Source organism: Nonomuraea gerenzanensis, from assembly GCF_020215645.1.
Classification (GTDB): Bacteria; Actinomycetota; Actinomycetes; order Streptosporangiales; family Streptosporangiaceae; genus Nonomuraea; species Nonomuraea gerenzanensis.
The window spans coordinates 11,144,534-11,163,550 of sequence record NZ_CP084058.1 but is presented as its reverse complement, the minus strand read 5'-3'; the positions used below and the strand labels follow the sequence as shown (position 1 = coordinate 11,163,550).

At 67.2% G+C, this 19,017-nt stretch carries 21 protein-coding genes; 13 read left to right on the top strand and 8 right to left on the bottom strand.

Going from position 1 to position 19,017, the window contains the following annotated elements; translation table 11 throughout:
- The first annotated feature begins 8 nt into the window (after window positions 1–8).
- Entirely contained in the window at window positions 9–266 is a 258-nt protein-coding gene (locus tag LCN96_RS51985; protein WP_225269782.1) for a hypothetical protein, read from the top strand.
- A 45-nt stretch (window positions 267–311) separates the two neighbouring features.
- Here LCN96_RS51985 and LCN96_RS51980 read toward each other — a convergent pair whose 3' ends face one another.
- The 4 genes from LCN96_RS51980 to LCN96_RS51965 form a co-directional block, all read right to left on the bottom strand.
- On the bottom strand, window positions 312–614 hold the full coding sequence (locus LCN96_RS51980; protein ID WP_225269781.1) for a hypothetical protein: 303 nt from the start codon (window positions 612–614) through the stop codon (window positions 312–314).
- Complete coding sequence (locus LCN96_RS51975) at window positions 611–1,483, bottom strand: hypothetical protein (RefSeq protein ID WP_225269780.1); 873 nt, start codon at window positions 1,481–1,483, stop codon at window positions 611–613. Before LCN96_RS51975 ends, LCN96_RS51980 begins: the two co-directional genes overlap by 4 nt.
- Window positions 1,484–1,934: 451 nt before the next feature.
- On the bottom strand, window positions 1,935–2,117 hold the full coding sequence (locus LCN96_RS51970) for a hypothetical protein (RefSeq protein ID WP_225269779.1): 183 nt from the start codon (window positions 2,115–2,117) through the stop codon (window positions 1,935–1,937).
- Between the two features lie 221 nt (window positions 2,118–2,338).
- The gene (locus LCN96_RS51965; RefSeq protein WP_225269778.1) at window positions 2,339–2,587 is read right to left on the bottom strand and encodes a hypothetical protein; all 249 of its coding nucleotides are present in this window, start codon (window positions 2,585–2,587) and stop codon (window positions 2,339–2,341) included.
- A gap of 587 nt (window positions 2,588–3,174) precedes the next feature.
- Between LCN96_RS51965 and LCN96_RS51960 the strand changes: the two genes are divergently transcribed.
- The 3 genes from LCN96_RS51960 (at window position 3,175) to LCN96_RS51950 (ending at window position 5,764) form a co-directional block, all read left to right on the top strand.
- Window positions 3,175–3,426 (top strand): GntR family transcriptional regulator, encoded by a 252-nt coding sequence (locus LCN96_RS51960; RefSeq protein WP_225269777.1) that lies wholly within the window; start codon window positions 3,175–3,177, stop codon window positions 3,424–3,426.
- A gap of 74 nt (window positions 3,427–3,500) precedes the next feature.
- Entirely contained in the window at window positions 3,501–3,737 is a 237-nt protein-coding gene (locus LCN96_RS51955) for a hypothetical protein (RefSeq protein ID WP_225269776.1), read from the top strand.
- Between the two features lie 365 nt (window positions 3,738–4,102).
- Window positions 4,103–5,764 (top strand): DUF262 domain-containing protein, encoded by a 1,662-nt coding sequence (locus LCN96_RS51950; RefSeq protein WP_225269775.1) that lies wholly within the window; start codon window positions 4,103–4,105, stop codon window positions 5,762–5,764.
- A gap of 245 nt (window positions 5,765–6,009) precedes the next feature.
- Here LCN96_RS51950 and LCN96_RS51945 read toward each other — a convergent pair whose 3' ends face one another.
- The 3 genes from LCN96_RS51945 to LCN96_RS51935 all read right to left on the bottom strand — a co-directional run bounded on the left by LCN96_RS51945 (window position 6,010) and on the right by LCN96_RS51935 (window position 8,365).
- Window positions 6,010–6,702, bottom strand: coding sequence for a hypothetical protein (locus LCN96_RS51945; protein ID WP_225269774.1), 693 nt, complete (start codon window positions 6,700–6,702; stop codon window positions 6,010–6,012).
- A 440-nt stretch (window positions 6,703–7,142) separates the two neighbouring features.
- Window positions 7,143–7,793, bottom strand: coding sequence for a uridine kinase family protein (locus LCN96_RS51940; RefSeq protein WP_225269773.1), 651 nt, complete (start codon window positions 7,791–7,793; stop codon window positions 7,143–7,145).
- Window positions 7,794–7,936: 143 nt separating this feature from the next.
- Complete coding sequence (locus LCN96_RS51935; protein WP_225269772.1) at window positions 7,937–8,365, bottom strand: MarR family winged helix-turn-helix transcriptional regulator; 429 nt, start codon at window positions 8,363–8,365, stop codon at window positions 7,937–7,939.
- A gap of 221 nt (window positions 8,366–8,586) precedes the next feature.
- Here LCN96_RS51935 and LCN96_RS51930 point away from each other — a divergent pair, with 221 nt between their 5' ends.
- From LCN96_RS51930 to LCN96_RS51900, 7 genes are all read left to right on the top strand, one after another.
- The gene (locus LCN96_RS51930) at window positions 8,587–9,384 is read left to right on the top strand and encodes an MBL fold metallo-hydrolase (RefSeq protein WP_225269771.1); all 798 of its coding nucleotides are present in this window, start codon (window positions 8,587–8,589) and stop codon (window positions 9,382–9,384) included.
- Window positions 9,385–9,470: 86 nt separating this feature from the next.
- Complete coding sequence (locus LCN96_RS51925; RefSeq protein WP_225269770.1) at window positions 9,471–9,677, top strand: hypothetical protein; 207 nt, start codon at window positions 9,471–9,473, stop codon at window positions 9,675–9,677.
- 71 nt (window positions 9,678–9,748) lie between these two features.
- Window positions 9,749–10,306 (top strand): hypothetical protein, encoded by a 558-nt coding sequence (locus LCN96_RS51920; RefSeq protein WP_225269769.1) that lies wholly within the window; start codon window positions 9,749–9,751, stop codon window positions 10,304–10,306.
- Between the two features lie 278 nt (window positions 10,307–10,584).
- The gene (locus tag LCN96_RS51915; protein ID WP_225269768.1) at window positions 10,585–11,805 is read left to right on the top strand and encodes a serine hydrolase domain-containing protein; all 1,221 of its coding nucleotides are present in this window, start codon (window positions 10,585–10,587) and stop codon (window positions 11,803–11,805) included.
- Window positions 11,806–11,871: 66 nt separating this feature from the next.
- Window positions 11,872–13,353 (top strand): MFS transporter, encoded by a 1,482-nt coding sequence (locus LCN96_RS51910; RefSeq protein ID WP_225269767.1) that lies wholly within the window; start codon window positions 11,872–11,874, stop codon window positions 13,351–13,353.
- A 127-nt stretch (window positions 13,354–13,480) separates the two neighbouring features.
- Entirely contained in the window at window positions 13,481–13,888 is a 408-nt protein-coding gene (locus LCN96_RS51905) for a hypothetical protein (protein WP_225269766.1), read from the top strand.
- Window positions 13,889–14,089: 201 nt separating this feature from the next.
- Complete coding sequence (locus LCN96_RS51900; protein WP_225269765.1) at window positions 14,090–14,746, top strand: maleylpyruvate isomerase N-terminal domain-containing protein; 657 nt, start codon at window positions 14,090–14,092, stop codon at window positions 14,744–14,746.
- Between the two features lie 42 nt (window positions 14,747–14,788).
- Here LCN96_RS51900 and LCN96_RS51895 read toward each other — a convergent pair whose 3' ends face one another.
- On the bottom strand, window positions 14,789–15,214 hold the full coding sequence (locus LCN96_RS51895; protein ID WP_225269764.1) for a PPOX class F420-dependent oxidoreductase: 426 nt from the start codon (window positions 15,212–15,214) through the stop codon (window positions 14,789–14,791).
- Window positions 15,215–15,307: 93 nt separating this feature from the next.
- On the opposite strand from LCN96_RS51895, the gene LCN96_RS51890 reads away from it, so the two are divergent.
- Both LCN96_RS51890 and LCN96_RS51885 read left to right on the top strand, forming a co-directional pair.
- Window positions 15,308–17,137, top strand: a complete 1,830-nt coding sequence (locus LCN96_RS51890; RefSeq protein ID WP_225269763.1) for an ABC transporter ATP-binding protein — start codon at window positions 15,308–15,310, stop codon at window positions 17,135–17,137.
- The gene (locus tag LCN96_RS51885) at window positions 17,137–18,960 is read left to right on the top strand and encodes an ABC transporter ATP-binding protein (RefSeq protein WP_225269762.1); all 1,824 of its coding nucleotides are present in this window, start codon (window positions 17,137–17,139) and stop codon (window positions 18,958–18,960) included. The genes LCN96_RS51890 and LCN96_RS51885 overlap by 1 nt, the downstream gene beginning before the upstream one ends.
- Window positions 18,961–19,017 lie beyond the last annotated feature (57 nt).

The window sequence follows — 19,017 nt, the reverse complement described above, 5'->3', positions numbered from 1 at the left end:
CTCCCTACGTGAACGACGACGTCAGATCCAAGGAGACGCACTGGCTCCTGGCGGAGCTGTGCGTCCGCCATGGGTTCTGTCTCCCGCCCGAGGAGCAGCAGCGGCTCGTCCAGCAGGCACCCTTCATGAGCGTGGATACCTTCACGGACGCCGTCTTCATCGCCGAGGTAATGGACCCGTCCCTCTACAGGGACTTGCGCCGAAGCGTACGAGAGACAGTGCGACGCCGCCTGCCCGAGATCGAGGATCGGCAATCCGACACCTGATCGACTGCGGTCACAGACTCGCGCCGAAGAGCAGGCACCTCCCCGTCACCCGCCATCGAGCACCTCCAAAACCCTGATACTCCCCACATCTCCGCCGTACCAGAGCCGATACTCGGCATCCGGCCACACATATCGCCCAGCATCCTCGAACCAGAAACCCGCCTCAGCCACGACCGCACCCTCCTCAGGCCGCAGGGAAACGGCATCCGAGACGTCGAGTTCCACACCGAGCAGATACGGACGCCCCTCCTCATCCGTCCCGACGCGCGCCATGAGCGAACGGGTCGGAAGCGGCATGGCTTGCCGCAGCCCAGGCGTCCGCAGCACCACCTTCGCCCGCACAGTCATTTGAAGATCCTCACCAACCTGACCAACCTCACCAGCCCACTACGCAAGAAGTAGGCCGGCCCTTCCCCAGCCGCCGCCACCGACTCGGCCTTGGCCAGATAACGCGCGTCGATCTCCGCCTGGGTGATGACGTACGTACCCCATCCCCGCTCCTCAGCGAGCCGCTTGAAATTCTCCGCCTGCTCCCGGGACGGAAAGAAGTACTTACCCTCCAGCCCTTCGATGACCGCATAGCCGCCCTTCTCCTCCAGCGACTTCATCTCCGCTTCCGTCACGGCCCGCCACAACGGCACGATCCCGGCAGCCCCCAACACGGGCAACTTCGCCCCAGGAAGAGCCCCCTTCACGAGCAGGAACTTCTGGCACGCTGCCCCGAGATCCCGCCCTTCCCGCGCCCCCACGACGATGCAGATCTGACCGCTGTAGTCGCCGTCCACCCCCTGCGTGACACGCGGACACCGCGGGACGGTCATCGTCCCCGTCACGGGCGTCGTCTCGGGCGGCACCGTCGGATCGAGATAGGCCGGCAGGACCACTCGCCGATATGCCGTGTAGGAGACGTGGCTCCTGACCCAGCACTCCATCCGGAACCGCGCGACAGAGACGGTTTCCTCGATCTTCCGGCTGCCGAGCAGCCCGGTGAACGTCAGCTTCCCGCCTGCCACCGCCGCGAGCACCTTCGGCTCACGATCCCGCCGCATGCTCCCGACGGCCACGTATGCGTGCCCCGCCTCGGGGTGTGCGCTGTAGATGAGCGGTAAGGCGGGTGTCGGCCCAGCGTCACTGGCGGAGACGGTGGTGATGGCATGCACCATCCCACCGGCCAGCGCCAGGAGAACCGCGGTAATCAAGAGCAGCTTGAGCTTCATGGCGTACGCCCCTGCCGAGTCAGGCTTCAGATGCGCGTACGGAGGCAGGAAGCGGCAGGGTTCGAATCGCTACAGCTTCGGCATGCCGGTCCAGCCGGGTGGGTTCACTCAGGAGACGGCACGTGCGGCGGATACATCAGGCATCATGACCCGCCGCATCGCCGTCAGGCCGCCTCGCCGTTCAGAATCTGCTCGAAGGTCCGCCTTGCAACAGCTGTCAACGTCCGAGCGGTCTCGTGCACGGTCCGCCTCTCGCGGTCCATACGGCGGATGAAGCCCTGGCCTCCAGCAGCACAAAGCTCGTATGTCGTCGCCCGGCAGTGACAGGTATGCGCGGTGACCCGGACGTGCTGCGCCAGTTGGGTCGGCTCGTACCACGCCAGCTTGACGGGGTCAGCGAGGAGCGGCCGGATGTGAGGCCCGTGATAGTCCGGGATTCCGCCCGGAGCGCTCATCGGATTCGCCCCTCGAAGACCTCGACGAGGTTCCTGAGCTCTGTGGCGACCCGTGCCATGACGAGCCCGTGGACGTGGTCGCTCTCCTTCGGCAGCCGGTAACCGTGCCTCTCCAGCACGGATCGCACCTCTGCCGCCAGCAGGGGCGTGAACCGGACATCTGTGGTGGTGTTGCCCATGGGTCGGACCTCCTGTGTCCGATCAAGGGGCCCGTCTCGGTGCTTCCACCGCCGAGGCGAACCCGTTTGGCTGTCTGAGATCTACGGCAAGACGGCATCGCTAGCTGATCCGTGCGGCGTGCCACGGAGGTGTTAAGCGAGGAGGACTGAGTGGTCACGATCCAGGGCCCTGGGACGTTCGGTCGCGCCCAGGGCGCATAGGCCTCAGCCGCCCGCAGAACCTACAGGTGTCCGGTTCGCAGATCGTTCCAGCCATAGCCGCAGTTGGCCGGAGGGGTGCCTTCGAACGAGCGAAGGTGGTCGATCTGCAGGTCGCACAACCGCTGGCCTTGATCAAGTGCGTGGTGCACCACGGCCTTATTCATCGCGCTGGCTATATCAACCGCCTCCACAACCCACGTGTACGGCGCCTCACCATCAAAGCGTTCGGTGCCAGCGATGGTCACGGTGAAGGTCTTGACGTGCCTCATCCTGCAGCGCCAGTGACGATCTGCACCCACAGGGCTCGCGCCGCCCACGTAGACATCCAGTGACTCTCCAGGACGTGCTCGGCCTGGTCGCCATCCGTGCGTCGGACGAACGACAATCCACCCGCCACGCACAGCTCGTACATGGGGTACATGCAGGCACACGTGTGCTCCCGAATCCGCACCCGCTTGATTCGCTCTTGGCTCGGCCGCCAGTCCACAGGTGCGGCGTCCGCGAGAGACGGGACGACATGAAGGCCGTGGTAATCGAAATGTGACGGCGGAGGCTTCATGGCTGTACCGCCATCCGGGCCAACATCTCGAGTCCTGGCACGAACGCGGTCGCGTGCTGGAGCCGCCTCTCGATGTCGGCGTCTCGTAGCCGGGCGTCTGGCGGAGCCGTGCAGAAGACCTCAGCGTCACTCCAGAAGACCGACGAAGCGGGGAACTTGGTGCGGAGGTTGTCGAGGTCATTGCCGAGTGTTGGTTCCATATCGGCAGGCTACGCCAACCTTCCTAGCCCTGCCTAGAGGTACCCCTAGGTACCTCGGGGAAGGAAGGGGAACCTTTGGGTTCCTATCGTTACCTATATGGACTTCAAGCCCGACGAGCTTCGCTGGCAGGCCGTGGCAGATGAGATCCGGCGCAGGATCGCCGAGGGGATCTACCAGCCGGGCATGCCTGTCCCGGGCGAGCCGCGGCTGGCGGTTGAGTTGGGCGTGTCGAAGGGGACGGCGCGGCGGGCACTGAACGCACTGCTCGCAGACGGAACGCTCTACTCGGTCCTGGGGAAAGGCACCTTTGTGAGCAGGCGGGACGAGGCGAGCGCTCCAGACAATTGAACCAGCCCACGAATTCGATAGCATGGCGATTAGATCGTTGGCAAGGGCTAGTTACCGTCTGTGATGAGGTATTCATGGCGCGAGTGACGGAATTCTTCAGAACGCAGCAGAACGGACGTCCGCATCCCACCGAAGTCGAATGCGGGTACCAAGTCATCATCGGGGCAGGTGAACGTTACCTGCAGCTGAGCACATACGGATCAGACGGCAGGCAGTCTGAGAAGAAAGTGAGTCAGACGCTTCAGCTGGATCGCGAACGGGCAGCCACCCTGCTCAATATTATCAAGGAGTCGTTTCCGGACCTCGGCTGATGAGATGATATGAGATACAGGTCATGAGTGGCGCGGCAGCTGTCTAATTAGCATTACATAGCTACCGCATACGCGACCGGCAATGGAGCTACCCTAAGGCGTCATTGACTCGGACAAGCGGTTCTCGACCGCCAGCAAGGCAATGGCGATTGGTGCGCGGGCTGAGCTGTCGCGCCATGCTGCCCGTGCGTCTGCGGTAGGAGCTGTCGGCGCGGCGCCTTGGTGCGGGACAGCATGACTGCGGCACCTCGAACGTGAAGCGACGCCCCGATTGCATGCCAGGTGGGCGATTTGACCGATTCTCGCCCTTGTTGACCCAACTTGAGTCCAGTATCCTTCGCGGATCGGCCAGGGAGGGTGGGGGCATGACCAAAGAACTCAACAGCGATATGGTTTCCGTCGCGAAGCTTTTCTCGCAGGACTTTTTCTTCAGGGTTCCCGCTTATCAGCGACCGTTTCTATGGGACGCCGATAATTTCAGCGATCTTGTTGATGACCTGGCAGGCGCTGATCGCGACGAGCCGTACTTTCTTGGCACGCTTGTGCTGCATCAGTACGCTAAGAACCACTACGACATCGTAGATGGACAACAGCGGCTAACTGCCCTCTGCATCTTGCTTGCCTGTCTAAGGGATTCCCCGGCCATCGTAGAAGACCCAGATCTTGTCAAGGAGATACATGAAAAAATCATCCAGCCCAAAAGGAAGCTGGAAGGTATACCCGAGATAAGTCGCGTAACGGTGAAAGATAACGCCGCCTTCAATTCTCTGGTCGGCAAGATAAACGGCACATCAAAGCCTTTTGTGAAGCCTACGGGCTCGCCCGCCGAGGCGCGCTACGAGAAGGCGAGATCAATCTTCTGGGATAAGATTAGCGAGATGTCCGAGGAGGAGGTTAAGAAGTTTGCCGAATTTGTGACTGTCCAGTGTCACATGATTTTCTTGTCTACAGTTTCATTCAATGACGCCTTTCGGCTGTTCACTGTGGTGAATGATCGAGGCAAGCAGCTTCGGCGCATCGACGTTCTCAAGGCGTATAACCTAGATCCTGCAGCGATAACGAATGAGTCTACTCGCGAGCAATACGCTAAGCGCTGGGAGGCGCTGGAAGAGCGGCTGGGCGAGAAGAGCTTTGAGGATATTTTCCATCTCCTGCGACTCGTGTACATCAAAGATAAGCCTCAGAAGGATCTCTATTCAGAGTTCAGTGAGCGCATACTGGGGAAGTCTAGGATGCCCAGTCGCGGCGCTGGCTTCATGGATGAACTCGAAGATTACGTCGATCTGTACGATGCTCTGTTTGTGGCACGTGACATCCTGGATGATCCAGAGAAGAATATCATCCACGTTAAATATCAGACTCTGATGATGGCCATGGTGAAGCACTTTCCGGCATCGGAGTGGAAGGCATGCCTCCTCTATTTCGTCAAACGCTTCGGCAAAGAGCAGTTGTATGACCTGGTTATTGCCATAGAGCAGGTAGGTCTAGACCACTGGGTGCGGGGTGTGCGGAAGGATGAGCGATACGGAACGTACACTGACATCCTAAAGCTCATCGCATCGGCGTCATCTGCCTCGCACGTGCTTGATGGCATAAATGTGACTAAAGAAGCCATCGAGGACGCATGTAGAGCGCCGAATTTTTATGGTGCCGGGCATGCGAAGTACTTGCTCGTGCGAGCCGAGATGGTGACGAGTGAGCTTGACCATGTCCGCGATTTCAATGTTCGTTCCATTGAACATGTCCTTCCCCAGAACCCTGCCAACGGCAGTGAGTGGGTGCGAACCTTCACCAAGGCGGAACGGGACTCGCTCACGAATACCGCCGGAAATCTTGTTCTTCTCAGTAAGGCCAAGAATTCTGCTGCCGGCCGAAAGGATTTTGCAGATAAGAAAATGACGTATCTAAAGCCCAGGGTCTCCGATTTCCCTAGAAGTCTAGAGGTCCTGCAATACGATGAGTGGACGCCCGACATGATCAGGGAGCGTACTGAAGCGTTCGCGGCCATAGTGCTTGGAGATCTTTGATCGTCCAATTCCTATCGATGCCAACGTGAAAGATCAAACCTTGAACTTGGCTTCTCCAAGGGGTATGGGCGCGTGGGACCGTCTGCGTTGGATCGCCGCCGAGAGCTTTCAGTATGCTCGCGGCATGAACGGGCAGATGGAATCGCTCGACGGTGGCTCTACAGGTGTGATGTTGGCAAGAGTGTCTCTATAGCCTCGATTCTTCCGCTGGTCGGGGTGCGTGAGCGGCTCCGCGGGTTCGCCCGTTATGTCCCCGAGGCGGTTGGGGCGGGCCGTCGCATGACATTGCGGGGGCGCCGGGGTCCACGGGCCCGGATGAGGCTCCTTCCTGGATCGTCGTGGTCGGGTCCGGCTCTCAGGTGAGAGTAGGCAGGTCGGTGAGGCGCTGCCAGTCCAGGACGAATGCCTGGGCCCAGGGCCAGGTGCGCTCGATGCGCAGATGTCGGCGGCGGGCTTGGGTGGCCATCCGGGGGCAGGTGGTAGAGCCGGTAGCGCATGGCGTCGGGTTCGGCGCGGTCCAGGCCGGGCTGGTCGTGCAGGGTGAGCAGGCGCAGCCAGCAGTCCAGGTCGTCACCGAGGGTGGCGGTCAGGACCATCCTTGGTTGACGTCCAGCCCTTGCTAAGCAGATTTCGCAGGCCCATCGCCTTGCCGACGCGGACACGGTCCTCGACGACGACGTGCGCGCGAGCCAGCGCGCCAGCCATTGCGGGTGGTGGGAGCCGGCGATGCCCCACATCTGGCCGATGTTGGTGGCGATGATCGAGTACTTCCAGCTGGTCCCGGTCTCGAAGGCGGTCAGGCTCTTGCGGTGACGGGCCGAGGGGCGGACCCGGCGCACCAGCAGACGCATGTCCTCGGGCCAGCCGGTGCGCTGGTTGAGTAGCTGCCAGACACGGCGCCGTACCTTCGCCCGCGCCTTGACGATATGGGCGAGCATGGGTCTCGTCCAGGCCGGCCAGGGCGCGGTGCGTGGTGGAGTCCGAGGGCGCCGCTCCGAATAGCGCCGCCTGGTGAGCTTGCGGCCGTTCGGCTTCCAGCAGGCTGCGCGCCGCACGCGATCGCCGCGGCCAGGGCGACCAGGACGTGTGCGCGGTCCCGCCAGGTCGCGCTCTGCCGATGCGGCCACAGCCTGCCGAGCGCCTCGGTCAGCCCGACCCGGTCGGCGAGCTTGTGCAGCAGCACTGCTCCCGCATGGCCTACCAGCCCTTTTCCGTCGGCTGTGACAGACAGCCGGCGGTCCCACCCGATACGCTCGTTCACCAGAAAGGTGCACCTGTTTCTGCGCTGGATATGGCGCCGACACCCAAATCTTTGCAGGTCAAGGGCACCTTTTTTCATGTTTCAGGCAGCGCCGGCTCCTCGGCTGAATACACGAGGTCAGGGTTCGGTCGGTGGGGCGACGACCAATTCGGTGTCCGGGTCGTGGTCGAGGTGTGGAGGGCCGGCGACGATCATGGTGGCCCGCGCCCACGGCCGTTCCCGCCTCAAGAACGGCAGCTCCTCCAGCAGCCAGCTCGCCACGTGCTCCCGCTGCTCAGGAGAGTCACCGTCGCGGAGGACCAGCAACCGCTCTTGCTCATCAAGGTCCCCCTGCATCCATACCGAGGCGTCCAGCCACGGGGCAAGCTCTGCGCGGATGATGCCGGTGCCCTCGACCCAGACGACGTCGGCGCCGGCCGGGATGGTGATCGATCCGGGCCGGCCGTGGGTGATCCAGGCATCAGGGCGGAAGTTCACCGCCTCGCCCCGATGCAGGGGTCGCAGGATGTTCTCGACGAGCACGGCGCCCCAGTCGAAGTAGGCGTGGTTCCAGGCGATGTCGTCGGTGTGCACGATGGCGGAGCCGGGCACCACCTTGCGAAGCCGCTCAGCCAGGGTCGTCTTGCCGGCGCCTCCCCGGCCGTCGATCGCGATCACCTGCGGACGTCCGCTGACGTCGGGTGATGCCTTGCGCAGGCGCTGGACGGCGTCGAGGACAGTCACCACCCGCCAGCCAGTGGCCTCGGTCTCGCCTGGGTGTAGACGCATCGGCAACCTGTCTCCAGAGGTGCGGCCACGAGTCCGGCCTGCCGTACCTTCATGGTCTCTTCAGCGGCCGTCCGACGTGGCGCGAGCACCAACGGGCTGATCAGTTCATCGATAGTACGGCCGACAGGGGTCCCGGCGTCGGGTCATGAGCGGATGATGGCCTGTTCGAGCAGTTCCTGAAGGGTGCGCTGCTGCTGGGCGGTGAGGCCGGCCAGCGGTGAGTCCTGGACGAGCAGTTCGAGGAGCCGTTCACGCAGGGCGTCGCCCTCCGGGGTGAGGACGAGTTGCTTGGCGCGGCGGTCGGTGGGGTGCGCGCGGCGCTCGATCAAGCCCTGCTTTTCCAGCTTGTCCACGATGAAGGTGGCGTTGGAGGGCTCGCAGCTCATGCGTTCGGCGAGCTCTCGCATGGTCATGGGCCCGGTCAGCTCCCTCAGCGCGGTCGCCTGGGCGGCGGTGAGGCCGAGGGTGACGGCGCGTTCGCGTACGTGAACGGCGATCTGCTGGGCCAGCCCGTTCACCAGGCCGCACAGCTCCCGCTCGGCGACGGCCTGCGGTTCTGGTGAGGTGGTCATGTGCTCCATGCTAGCAAGTCCATCAAGCCAGTATATTTCAAGCTTGACTGATTCAAGCTTGATGCTTATGGTGGCCTGGTCGCTGACAGGCGGACGCGGCGATGACGTGACTTGGAGAAGGGAACGCGACCATGGTGAGCTCCGGGGTTGACCAGGATGAGCGGCTGCGGCGGCCGGCGGGGATCCGCTCGGTGTGGCTGGGGGACACGAAGGTGTCCTACGTGCCGGACGGGGTGATCCAGGGCAGGCCCGGCTGCTGGCTGCCGGACACCACCGAGGAGACCTGGGCCGCTCATCCGCAGTACCTGGATGACTCCGGGCATCTGGTGGCGAGCATCGGTGGTCTGCTGGTGGAGAACGGGGGGCGCGCACTGTTGATCGACGCCGGGTGGGGGCCGGTGTCGCTGCCGGCCGAGGCGGGCAGCCCGAACGGGGCCGTGCGCGGTGGCGCGCTGCTGGACAGTCTGGCCGAGCTGGGGCGCAGGCCGGAGGAGATCGAGGCGGTGGCCTTCACGCACTTGCACATCGATCATCTCGGCTGGGCCTGGCGACTCGCCCCGGGTGGTGACCAGCCCGTGTTCACGCGGGCCGAGTATCTGGTGGCCGCGCCGGAATGGGCTCACCGTGATCTGGCCGCACAGGGGATCACTGAGGAGGAAGTCGCCGCGCTGACGCCGCGCGTGCGTACGGTGGCGGACGGGCAGGAGATCTTCCCTGGCGTACGGGTGCAGGTCACCGGCGGTCACACGGCCGGGCACACGCAGTACGTCATCACCGGGGGCGGCACCCGGCTGATCGCCTTCGGCGACGCCCTGCATTCGCCGATCCAGGTGGACCACCCCGAATGGTCCTGCCTCTATGACCATGACCGTGCCCGGTCCGCCGAGCATCGTCGTCAGCTCGTCGCCGAGTTGGAAGAGCCTGACACGATCGGTTTCGGCATCCACTTCGCCGATGCGGCCTTCGGGCAGGTTCGCAGGGACGGTGGCGGGTCCGCCTGGCGCCCGCTGGAAGTCTGATTCGCCGGAGATCAGTCGATGGCTGACTGGGCCCAGGTACGTAGGTGATCCCGCGCCCGCGTAGATCATGTTGCAGGATGTGAGGGGTGGCATTCATTCCTCCTGACCGCCCTCCACGGCCGCCCGCGCCGGCCATCGTATGGAAGACCTACCTGACGGGCGCCGCAGTCTCCCTCGTGCTGGCGATCTACGCCGCGGTGGTGGCGGAGCCCCAGATCATGACCGCCCTGGCCACCATCTCCGCCGGTTTCGCCGTCGCCTTCATCCGGACCTACATCCGCAGAAGGCTGTGAGACCGAGAGCGAGCTGCCGGTAAGAACCAGGTCGGCTTCCCTCGAAGGGCTGAGGGATCCACACTCCGGATATGGATACGCGGCGCGTCGGTACGATCCTCGCGATTCTGCTGACGATCATCTACCTGGCCTACATCGTGGCCATCCCCTTCGGCCTGGTGACCCACCGGCTGGAGGTGCACGAGGTGGCGCTGGCCGCGGCCCTGCTGGCCGGGGTGTGGTTCGCGGCCTCGTCCTATTTCATCACCGATGTGTCGATCGGCGCGGGCGGGTTCAGCGCCCGGCTGGACAAGGCCGAGGCCAGGCAGCGGGCGCTGGAGTCGGAGTTGCGGGCGCTGCAGGTGACGCTGGGCGGGCTGGTGACCAAGCACGAGTGGATCCAGTTGCGGCGCCTGGCCGATGCGGGAGGCGAAGGGCCGGTGCACGTCCGCAACCGGAAGGACGAGAAGCTGCAGCAGGAGCTGGAGCGGCTGGACGCCCTGGGTTTCCTGGAGCCGGTGGACTCGCGGCGGGGGCTCAACGCGATTCGCGAGGATCATGGGGACAGGGAGGAGCAGTTCGACCTCACGCGGTATGTCAGGATCACGGAGGCGGGGCTGGAATACCTGCGGTTGCGGGAGAAGTTGTGAGATCCCGGCGCGAAACAGCCCGCGATACAGCCCGCGATGCACCACACGCCGCGGGCCGTATCTCCTCGCTGACATGAAGTATCCCGTTGCTGACATGACGCCGTAGACGCGGCCGGCGTGCGTGTCAGTCCCGGCGTCAGGTCGGCCGACGTGCGTGTCAGTCCCGGCGTCAGACCGGCGACAGCCCCGTATCAGAGCCCCCAGCGAAGGTTGTCCTCGTGAACGGTTCGCCACCCCGAACCGACAAGAACCCCCACGAAGGACACCAGGAGATTCTGATGAACAACGGCTTCACCGCGACGGGTCTGCGCAGGCTGCGGGACGTGCTGGCCAGGCACGTCGACTCCGGGAAGATCCCCGGCTTGGTGGCCCTGGTCAGCCGAGGCGGCCAGACCCACGTCGAGGCCATCGGCACGATGCAGCACGACGGCGGCGCGCCCATGCAGCGCGACACCATCTTCCGGATGGCCTCCACCTCCAAGCCCGTCTCCATCGCCGCCGCGATGGTCCTGCTGGACGAATGCCGGCTGCGCCTGGACGACGTGGTGGACCCCTGGCTGCCCGAACTGGCCGACCGCCAGGTGCTCACCAGCCCCGACGCCGAGCTGGACGACACCGTCCCGGCCCGCCGCCCCATCACCGTCCGCGACATCCTCACCTCCACCTTCGGCCTCGGCCTCGACTTCACCGCCCTCGGCAAGCCCATCATGAACGCCGTCTTCGCCCAGGGCCTCACCCCCAACCTGCCGACCGAGGTCCCCGAACAGGACGAATGGATGCGCCGCCTCGGCGAGCTGCCGCTGATGCACCAGCCCGGCCGGCAGTGGCAGTACCACATCAGCAACGACCTGGCCGGCGTCCTGGTCTCCCGGGTCACCGGCCAGAGCTTCGAGGACTTCCTGCGCGAGCGCATCTTCGCCCCCCTCGGCATGACCGACACCGGCTTCCACGTCCCCGCCGACCAGCTCGACCGGCTGCCCACCCTGTACGCCCCCGACCCCGCCACCGGCGAGTTCCTGGCCTGGGACGAGCCCAAGGACGGCCGCTGGAGCAAGCCCCCGGCCTTCCAGGGCGGCGGCGGCGGCCTGGTCTCCACCGCCGACGACTACCACGCCTACTTCCGCATGCTGCTCAACGGCGGCACCCACAACGGACAGCGCATCCTGTCCCGCCCGGCCGTGGAGCTGATGACCACCAACCGGCTCACCCCCGAGCAGAACGCCCCCCGCACCGCCCTAGCCCGCGACAACGTGCACATCTCCTTCGGCCAGGGCCAGCAGGGCGGCTGGGGCATCGGCATGGCCGTGCGCACCTACCGCGGCGACTACGCCCCCATCGGCCAGTTCGGCTGGGACGGCGGCAGCGGCACCTCCGCCTACGCCGACCCCGCCAACCAGCTCACCGGCATCCTGCTCTGCCAGCTCGGCTACAGCGTGCCCAACCCGGCACACCTGATGAGCGACTTCTGGACCACCGTCTACCAGGCCATCGAGGACTGAAACCGAGTCACGCCCGAGGGGAGGCCCCCTCGGGCATCCCCCCGCACGCGAACGGACACCGAAGACATGCAACCGCACCCCCGCCGCTGGCTGATCCTCATCGCCCTCTGTCTCAGCACCATGGTGCTGGTCATCGACAACATGGCCCTCACCGTCGCCGTCCCCGCACTGTCCGCCGACCTGGGCGCGAACGCGCAGGACATCCAGTGGATCCTGGAGTCCTACATGCTGGTCTTCGCCGGCCTGCTGCTCACCGCCGGATCCCTGTCCGACCGGTACGGCAGGCGCAAGGCCATGGTCGTCGGCCTGACCCTGTTCGGCGTCGCGTCCCTGGCGGGCACGTTCGCCACCACCCCGGGCGAGCTGATCGCCGCCCGGGTGGCGATGGGCGTCGGCGGCTCGCTGATCATGCCCGCCAACCTGTCCATCATGATCAACGTGTTCACCGACGAGGCCGAACGCCGCAAGGCCATGGCCGCCGGCGCCGCCTTCGGCGTGCTCGGGCTGGTGGGCGGGCCCGTGCTCGGGGGCGCGCTGGTCGCGTCCCTCGGCTGGGAGGCGGTCTTCTGGATCAACGTCCCGGTCGCCGCCCTGGCCATCACGGCCGCCGTGACGCTCATGCCCGAGTCCAAGGGCCCCGTGACCAAGCCGGACCCGCTCGGCGCCATCCTGTCGGTGATCGGCATGTCGGCGCTGGTGTGGACGATCAACGAGCTGGCGCACGGCGTCGCCTGGGTCCCGCTGATCATCGCGGTCGTCGCGCTCGGCGGCTTCGTGTTCTGGGAGCTGCGCACCGAGCACCCGATGGTGCCGCTCAAGCTGTTCGGCGACCGGGACTTCGCGGGCGGCAGCCTGTCGATGACGCTGGTCCAGGTCGGCAACGGCGGGCTGCTGCTGGTGCTCACCCAGTACATGCAGTTCGTGCTCGGCTACACCGCCACCCAGGCCGGGCTGGCGTTCATCCCGATGTTCGCCGCGTCCATGATCTTCAACGGCGTCGGCGCCGCGCTGGGCAACAGGCTCGGCAACCGGACCACCGCGGTGCTCGGCATGGTGGTGATGGCGGGCGGGTTCGGCCTGCTCAGCCTCTCCACCGCGGACAGTTTCGCGATCCTGGCCGTCGCCCAGGCCGTGCTCGGCGCGGGCAGCGGCCTGGCGATGCCGTCGGCGGTCATCGCCCTGATGGGCGCCATCCCCGCGCAGCAGGCCGGGGTCGGCTCGGCGCTCAACAACACCATCCAGCAGGCCGGCGCCGCGCTCGGCGTGGCCATCCTGGGCACCCTGGCGACCGGCAGCTACGCCGCCGCCATGCCCGCCGGCGCGTCCGAGGAGGCCCGCCGCTCGGTGGCCGTCGCCGTGGCCGACCCGTCCCTGTCCGCGGCCGCCCGCGAGGCCTACGGCGCGGCCATGTCGTCCGCCTTCCTGGGCGCCGCCGCCGGGGTGATCGCAGCCGCCGTACTGGCTCTGCTGCTCCTGCGCGGACGCCGTAAGGCAGGCGCGCCCACCACCGGCGCGCCCGGCGAGTCCAAGACCCTCGTCGCCGTCTGATCGGATATCAGGGGCCGCGTCAGGATGACGACGGCCCTGTATCAGGGCGACCGGCGAAGGTGGTTGCCAGGAGAGGTCCAGCGACGTGACCTCGACCGACGAACACAGCCGGAACGGAGCACCCACCATGTCCCTCACCCTGACCCCCCAGGACAAGATCACCATGCGCACCGCCGCCTGGGGCTCGATCTCGCTGATGGCCGCCGCCGACGCCGCCGGACGCCCGCACCGCGCCGCCACCCACGGGTCCATCGCCCTGGCCTCGGCGACCGGCCTGACCGGGCACGTGCTCGCCGAATGGCCCAAGGGCGTGAACCTGCGCGGCAAGTCCGTGGCCGAGCTCGCCGACCTCGTCCTGCCGGCCCTGACCGCGACCATGAGCCTGCTCAACAAGCGGGATCCGGCGGAGGCGCACAACTTCCGCCGCACCGTCGTCGTCGCCATCGAGGCAGCGGCCAGGGTCCACCAGGGCGAGCCCCGCCCGCCCGTGGCCGAGATGCTCCGGAAGATCACCGCGGCCCTCGACGCCGCTTGACGGCATGACCCCGGCCTGACCACCTCCGGTGGCGGCCGGGTCATCCGCCGCCCGCTGGACCGGAGGCGCTGCTGGTCGCGCTCGACGTCGGCCATCGGTAGCCCTTGACGGCGATTCCGTTCGCGTGCGTGGCCGCCGCGCTCCCCCTACGGCGGGAAGGTGTCCATCAGAGCCACCGGTGTCTTCTGTTACCGTGCCGCGGTGGATCTCTTCTCACGGTCGTGGGCCGCGTTGCGCGCGGCGGTCGCGGAGCTGCCCGACGCGGACTTCGAGCGGCCGTCCGGTTGCGCGGGCTGGCTCGTCCGGGACCTCGCCTGTCACCTGGTCATCGACGCCCAGGACGTCCTGATCACCCTCGCCACCCCCGAGGACGGGCCGCCGACCCGGAACGCGGTGACGTACTGGGACCTCCTCGATGAGCCGCCGACCGGCGACGACCCGCTCGACGCGCTCACCGTCCGCCTCGCCGCCGCCTACCAGGAGCCGCGGCTGCTCACGTTCCACCTCGACGACGTGGGCTCGGCCGCCGGGCGCGCCGCCGCGCTCGCCGACCCGGCCGCCCGGGTGGGGACCAAGGACCAGGTCCTCACGGTGGGGGACTACCTGGCGGCGTACGTCCTGGAGTGGACGTTGCACCACCTCGACCTGATCGCCCACCTGCCGGGCGTCGCCGGGCCGTCCGCCGAGGCGCTGTCGCGGTCCCGCGCGATGCTGGAGGAGCTGGCCGGGGCCGCGTTCCCCGCGTCGTTCTCCGACGCGGACGCGCTGCTCATCGGCACGGGACGGCGGGCGGCGACCGCCGCGGAGCGGGCGGAGCTCGGTGAGCTGGCCGGCAAGCTGCCCCTCGTCCTTGGCTGATCCTCCGCAGGCGCCGGGAGCAGCCGGCCCGCCGGCTCCGGATCAGCCCGCGATGGCCCGCTGGGCGATCACCTTGTCGATGCGCAGCCGGACGAGGCACTCGCCGGGCACCGCGTTGCGGGTGCCGAACTCCTGGGCGCGCTCGTCACCCATGTACCGCCGCCCGATCTCCACCGCCCACGCCAGCATCTCCTCCAGGTCGACCGAGATGCTCGCGCGCCCCTTGACCACCACGTACGAGTACGGCGGCGTCTGGTCGTCCACGCACAGCACGGCCCTCGGGTCGCGGCGCAGCGCCCTGGCCTTGAGCCCGGTCTCGGAGGTGTTGAAGACCACCGCGTCGCCGTCCAGCAGGAACCAGATCGGCGTGACGTGCGGCGCGCCGTCGGACAGCGTCACCCCGAGCTTGCCCGTGCGGGTGCCCGCCAGGGCGAAGGCCCGCCACTCCTCGTCACTCATGCGCTCCATGGGGCTACGCTACGCCACCACGTAAAAGGGTTCGAGAACTGTCGGTGCCCGGTGATACAAAGCAGGTTCCAGCTAGGCCAGGGGGGCTTGAGCATGTCGATCACCAGTGGCTCGGAGTTCTCCGTCGCCGGTCCGCGTCACGACCGCCGCGGCCCGGTGCGCTGGCTCTGGTCGCACCTGCGCCGCCACCCGCTGCACCTGCTCGGCTTCCTCGGCGGGTCGCTGGCCATGGTGGTGCTCAACGCCATGGTGCCGCAGCTCACCGGTGACGCGTTCGACGCGGTGCTCGGGGTGAAGGGCGAGCCGATGGACGCGCTCGGGCTGATCGCGTGGGCGTTGCTGGCGATCGTGGTGGCGCGCGGGCTGTTCGACCTATGGGCGCGGCTGTCGAGCGAGGTGCTGGCCAAACGGCTGGAGCGGGACGCGCGCGACGAGCTGTACGTGAGCCTGCTCGGCAAGAGCCAGACCTTCCACAACCGGCAGCGGGTCGGCGACCTGATGGCCCGGGCGGCCAACGACATCCGGCAGCTCTCCATCATGATCACGCCGGGCGCCGACCTGATCGTGGACTCGGGGCTGACCGGGCTGGTGCCGCTGTTCTTCATCGCCGCCATCGACCCGCGGCTGCTGCTGGCGCCCGGCGTGTTCGCGGTGGTGTTCGGGTTCGCGCTCTGGCACTACATGCGGCAGCTCAACCCGGTCGCGACCCGCATGCGCGAGGAGTTCGGCGAGCTCAACGCCGGGCTCAACCAGGCCGTGCGGGGCATCGAGGTGATCAAGGTGACCGCGCAGGAGGCGCAGGAGCGGCTGCGGTTCCGGGCGAACGCGCGGCGCTACCGCGACTCCTTCGTCCGCAACGGGCTGGTGCAGGCGCGTTACCTGCCGACGCTGCTGTTCGCGTTCGCCATGGCGGCGGGGCTGTGGCACGGCCTCTACCTCCAGGGCGTCGGCGCGATCACGATCGGTGAGCTGGTCGCGTTCATGGGGCTGATGGGCATGCTCGGGTTCCCGACGCAGATGTCGATCTTCACGTTCTCGCTGATCCAGATCGGCATCGTCTCCGCGCGCCGGATCCTCGGCCTCATCACCTCCGAGAGCGAGATCGAGCAGCGGCCCGACGGGCACGCCGCGCCGGTCAGCGGGGAGATCGTCTTCGAGGACGTCACGTTCGGCTACGAGGAGGGCGGCGAGCCGGCGCTGCGCGGGGTGACGTTCACCGTGCGGCCGGGGGAGACCGTGGCCATCGTCGGCGAGACCGGGTCGGGCAAGAGCACGCTGACCAAGCTGGTGCCGCGCATCTACGACGTCACCTCGGGGCGGATCCTGATCGACGGCGTGGACGTCCGCGACTGGGACCTCGACTCGCTGCGCTCGCAGATCTCCACGATCGAGCAGGACATCGTGCTCTTCTCCCGCTCCGTGGCGGAGAACATCGCGTTCAGCATGGGCCAGCGGGCCGACCGCGAGGCGGTGATCGAGGCGGCGCGCGACGCGCAGGCCGCGGAGTTCGTCGAGGAGCTGGACGACGGCTACGACACCGTGATCGGCGAGCGCGGCGTCACGCTGTCCGGCGGGCAGCGGCAGCGGCTGGCCATCGCGCGGGCGCTGCTCACCGATCCGGCGATCCTCGTGCTCGACGACTCCACCAGCGCCATCGACTCCGCGACCGAGGACAAGATCCAGCAGGCCATCGGCCGCATCCTCGAAGGGCGCACCACCCTGCTGATCACCCACCGGCTCTCGCAGATCCGCTGGGCCGACAAGGTGCTGCTGCTGCGGCGCGGCCAGGTGGTCGACTTCGGCAGCCACGACGAGCTGATCGGGCGCAGCCGCCTCTATCGGCGGGTCTTCGCCCACTACGACGAGGCCGACCTGCACGACGACGGGCCGGTCCTGGCCGGCGAGCAGGGAGGGGTGCGCTGATGGGCTTCATCATGGACGGCCTGGAGGCCGAGGACTACGACCGCACCTACAACGACCGCGAGCTGCTGCGCCGGATCATGTCCTACTTCCGGCCCAGACTGGGCTCGATGGTCCTGGTCGCCACCATGATCGTGCTGGGCTCGGCGGCCCAGGCGGTCATCCCCACGCTGGGCAGCCTCGCCGTCGACGCCATCGCCGACGGCACGATCGGCCAGATGGGCTGGCTGCTGGCCGCGGGCATCCTGGCCACCGGGGTGCTGTCGTGGTGCTTCAACTACCTGCGGCAGAAGCACAGCGCGAAGGTCACCGGCGACGTGGTGCTGAGCCTGCGCGAGGACGCCTTCGACGCCGTGCTCCAGCGCGACCTGTCGTTCTACGACGAGACGCCGTCCGGCAAGATCGTCAGCCGGGTGACGTCCGACACCGACGACTTCGCCACCGTCTCCACCCTCACGATGGACCTGATCAGCCAGGTGCTCATGGTCGGTTTCGTCACGGTGCTGCTGTTCGTGCGCAGCGTCGAGCTCGCCCTGCTGACGCTGCTGGTGGTGCCGGTCGTGGTGGGGCTGGCGCTGCTGTTCCGGCGGCTGGCCAGGGTCAGCACGCGGCGGGCGCAACGCTCGCTGAGCCGGGTCAACGCCAACCTCCAGGAGACCATGGGCGGCATCGCCGTGGCCAAGAACTTCCGGCAGGAGCGGCAGGTCTACGACGAGTTCCGGCCGATCAACCAGCAGAGCTACCAGGTGACGCTGCGGCAGGGGTTCGTCTTCTCCGCGATCTTCCCGGTGCTCTTCCTGGTGGCGGGGCTGGCCACGGTCGCGCTCGTGCAGCTCGGCGGCGCGTCGGTCGTCGCGGGCAGGCTGTCGGCCGGTGACTGGTACCTGTTCCTGCAGGGGGTCTCGCTCTTCTGGTTCCCGCTGACGTCCATCGCCGCGTTCTGGTCGCAGTTCCAGCAGGGGCTGTCGGCGTCCGAGCGGGTCTTCGCGCTGATCGACGCGCCGCCGCGGGTCGTCCAGACGGACGCGCAGCCCCCGGGGCGGCTGGCCGGGCGCATCGAGTTCGAGGGGGTGACGTTCGGGTACGACCCGGCGCACCCCGTGCTGCGCGACTTCGACCTGGTCATCGAGGCGGGCGAGACCGTGGCGCTGGTGGGGCACACCGGCGCGGGCAAGTCCACGCTGAGCAAGCTGATCACCCGGTTCTACGAGTTCCAGGACGGCCGGCTGCTCATCGACGGCCGCGACATCCGCACGCTGGAGCTGGGCGGCTACCGGCGGCAGATCGGCGCGGTGCCGCAGGCGCCGTTCCTGTTCAGCGGCACCGTGGCGGCCAACATCCGCTACCCGCGCCCCGAGGCGACCGACGACGAGGTGCTCGCCGCCGCGTCGGCCGTGGGCGGCGGCGACTGGATCGAGGCGCTGCCGAACGGCCTGGAGACCGATGTCGGCGAGCACGGGCGGGCCCTGTCGATGGGGCAGCGGCAGCTCGTCGCGCTGGCCCGGCTGCTCATCCAGGACCCGGCGATCGTGGTGCTCGACGAGGCCACGGCCAGCGTCGACCCGCTGACCGAGGCGCAGATCCAGGAGGGGCTCGACGTGGTGCTGGCCGGGCGCACCTCGATCGTCATCGCGCACCGGCTGTCCACGATCGAGCACGTGGACCGGATCATCGTGCTCGACCACGGGCAGATCGTGGAGGAGGGCGATCACAACACGCTGCTGGCCAGGGGCGGGCGCTACTGCCAGGTCTACAACACCTACTTCCGCCACCAGTCGCCCAACTACCGGGCGGGCTCCGGCTTCGTGCCGGTCAGCTCGGCCTGAACGACGGAGTGAGCGCGGTCAGCTCGGCTTGATCCGGGCGAACGCGGCCTTCACGCC

Coding starts and splice junctions, on each gene's coding strand:
- LCN96_RS51920 (WP_225269769.1), top strand. CDS start 9,749: ATGGATACGCGGCGCGTCGGTACGATCCTCGCGATTCTGCTGACGATC.
- LCN96_RS51910 (WP_225269767.1), top strand. CDS start 11,872: ATGCAACCGCACCCCCGCCGCTGGCTGATCCTCATCGCCCTCTGTCTC.
- LCN96_RS51940 (WP_225269773.1), bottom strand. CDS start 7,793: ATGCGTCTACACCCAGGCGAGACCGAGGCCACTGGCTGGCGGGTGGTG.
- LCN96_RS51890 (WP_225269763.1), top strand. CDS start 15,308: ATGTCGATCACCAGTGGCTCGGAGTTCTCCGTCGCCGGTCCGCGTCAC.
- LCN96_RS51970 (WP_225269779.1), bottom strand. CDS start 2,117: ATGGGCAACACCACCACAGATGTCCGGTTCACGCCCCTGCTGGCGGCA.
- LCN96_RS51980 (WP_225269781.1), bottom strand. CDS start 614: ATGACTGTGCGGGCGAAGGTGGTGCTGCGGACGCCTGGGCTGCGGCAA.
- LCN96_RS51950 (WP_225269775.1), top strand. CDS start 4,103: ATGACCAAAGAACTCAACAGCGATATGGTTTCCGTCGCGAAGCTTTTC.
- LCN96_RS51895 (WP_225269764.1), bottom strand. CDS start 15,214: ATGGAGCGCATGAGTGACGAGGAGTGGCGGGCCTTCGCCCTGGCGGGC.
- LCN96_RS51905 (WP_225269766.1), top strand. CDS start 13,481: ATGTCCCTCACCCTGACCCCCCAGGACAAGATCACCATGCGCACCGCC.
- LCN96_RS51960 (WP_225269777.1), top strand. CDS start 3,175: ATGGACTTCAAGCCCGACGAGCTTCGCTGGCAGGCCGTGGCAGATGAG.
- LCN96_RS51955 (WP_225269776.1), top strand. CDS start 3,501: ATGGCGCGAGTGACGGAATTCTTCAGAACGCAGCAGAACGGACGTCCG.
- LCN96_RS51965 (WP_225269778.1), bottom strand. CDS start 2,587: ATGAGGCACGTCAAGACCTTCACCGTGACCATCGCTGGCACCGAACGC.
- LCN96_RS51935 (WP_225269772.1), bottom strand. CDS start 8,365: ATGACCACCTCACCAGAACCGCAGGCCGTCGCCGAGCGGGAGCTGTGC.
- LCN96_RS51915 (WP_225269768.1), top strand. CDS start 10,585: ATGAACAACGGCTTCACCGCGACGGGTCTGCGCAGGCTGCGGGACGTG.
- LCN96_RS51885 (WP_225269762.1), top strand. CDS start 17,137: ATGGGCTTCATCATGGACGGCCTGGAGGCCGAGGACTACGACCGCACC.
- LCN96_RS51945 (WP_225269774.1), bottom strand. CDS start 6,702: ATGCTCGCCCATATCGTCAAGGCGCGGGCGAAGGTACGGCGCCGTGTC.
- LCN96_RS51975 (WP_225269780.1), bottom strand. CDS start 1,483: ATGAAGCTCAAGCTGCTCTTGATTACCGCGGTTCTCCTGGCGCTGGCC.